The organism is Nitratidesulfovibrio oxamicus, from assembly GCF_015731765.1.
Lineage (GTDB): Bacteria > Desulfobacterota > Desulfovibrionia > Desulfovibrionales > Desulfovibrionaceae > Cupidesulfovibrio > Cupidesulfovibrio oxamicus.
The window spans coordinates 1-1,612 of sequence record NZ_VRYY01000509.1 but is presented as its reverse complement, the minus strand read 5'-3'; the positions used below and the strand labels follow the sequence as shown (position 1 = coordinate 1,612).

At 66.5% G+C, this 1,612-nt stretch carries 1 protein-coding gene and 1 pseudogene; both read left to right on the top strand.

Translation table 11 applies throughout. From position 1 onward, the window contains the following. Window positions 1-59: 59 nt before the first annotated feature. Entirely contained in the window at window positions 60-1,370 is a 1,311-nt protein-coding gene (locus tag FVW20_RS14695; protein WP_307831568.1) for a sigma-70 family RNA polymerase sigma factor, read from the top strand. A gap of 36 nt (window positions 1,371-1,406) precedes the next feature. After that, window positions 1,407-1,612 (top strand): annotated as a pseudogene (locus FVW20_RS14690) (tetratricopeptide repeat protein); the annotation flags it as partial.

Sequence of the window (1,612 nt, the reverse complement as noted above, 5' to 3'; positions counted from 1 at the left end):
GCCGCGCCGCACGCACGCGTGGCGCCAAGGCCTCCGGGCCCGCGGGGGCTTCCGGCGCCATGCCCCTTGCCCCTGCAGTTTCCGAAACGCCCGCCACGCCCGACGTCGTGCTGGACGCCGAGGTGCTTCTGGACCCGCAGCCGGAAGTTGCCCCCAAGGCCCGTGCCAAGGCTGCCCCCGCCAAGGCCGCATCCGGCAAGTCCACTGCCGACAAACCCGCCCGTGGTCGCCGTGCCGCTTCTTCCCCCGCTGGCGATGGTGACGGGGAAGCACCGGCATCCGCCCGCCTGACCGGCGAAGATACCGACGAATCGGACGACGAAAGCGCCGACGACGAACTGGACATCGACTTCGACGGTCCCGTCGACGACGCCATTGACGTGGGCCTGCTGCACGGCGACGATGATTCGCCGCATGCCCGACATGACGCACATGACGGGGGGGAGGCACCTGACGAAAGCGAAGGGCGCCAGCGTTCCCTGCCCGTACTGCGCCCGGCCATGCCCGGCGCCTCCACGCGCGACTCGTTGCACCTCTACCTGCGTGAAATCAGTCGGTTTCCACTGCTGAAGCCGGACGAGGAGTTCGACCTTGCCCGCCGTGTGCAGGAACAGGGCGACAGCGACGCCGCCTTCCGGCTGGTCACATCGCACCTGCGCCTGGTGGTCAAGATCGCCATGGACTTCCAGCGGCGCTGGATGCAGAATGTGCTGGACCTGATTCAGGAAGGCAACGTGGGCCTGATGCGCGCGGTGAACAAGTTCGACCCCGAAAAAGGCATCAAGTTCTCGTACTACGCCGCCTTCTGGATCAAGGCCTACATCCTCAAGTTCATCATGGACAACTGGAGGATGGTCAAGATCGGCACCACGCAGGCCCAGCGCAAGCTGTTCTACAATCTCAACAAGGAACGCCAGCGCCTCATCGCGCAGGGGTACGACCCCGACGCCGCCACCCTCTCGGAAAAGCTCAACGTTACCGTCGAGCAGGTCATCGAGATGGAGCAGCGGCTCGATTCGTCCGACATGTCGCTGGACATCACCGTGGGCGAGGATTCCGGCGGGGCCACACGCATGGACTTCCTGCCCGCATTGGGCCCCGGCATCGAGGAAGCGCTGGCCAACAGCGAAATCGCGCGCATGGTGCAGGACAGGGTGCAGACCATCCTGCCGAAACTGTCGGACAAGGAGGCGTACATCCTCCAGCACCGCCTGCTTTCGGAACAGCCGGTCACCCTGCGCGAGATCGGCGAGAAGTACGACATCACCCGGGAACGCGTCCGGCAGATAGAGGCGCGCCTGCTGCAAAAGCTGCGCGACCATCTGTTCAAGGAAATCCGCGACTTCTCCTCGGACTGGATATCACAGTAGCCTCCCGGCCCGGTCAGGCCGTTGCACGAGCCCTCCATGCCATCCATCCTTCGCATCGCCCCCGTCCGCACCGCCGCAGGCACGCAGGCGACCATCCGGGCGCCGCGCCGCCCCGCTTCCGCCGAAACGGTCATCAGAAAGCCCGGTCGTTCGCACGTGCGATCGCTGGCCCGTGCCGCCGCGCTGTTGGCGGCGGTCTGCCTGGCCGTCGGCGTGTCCGGCTGCGCAACCCGCCAGCCCGC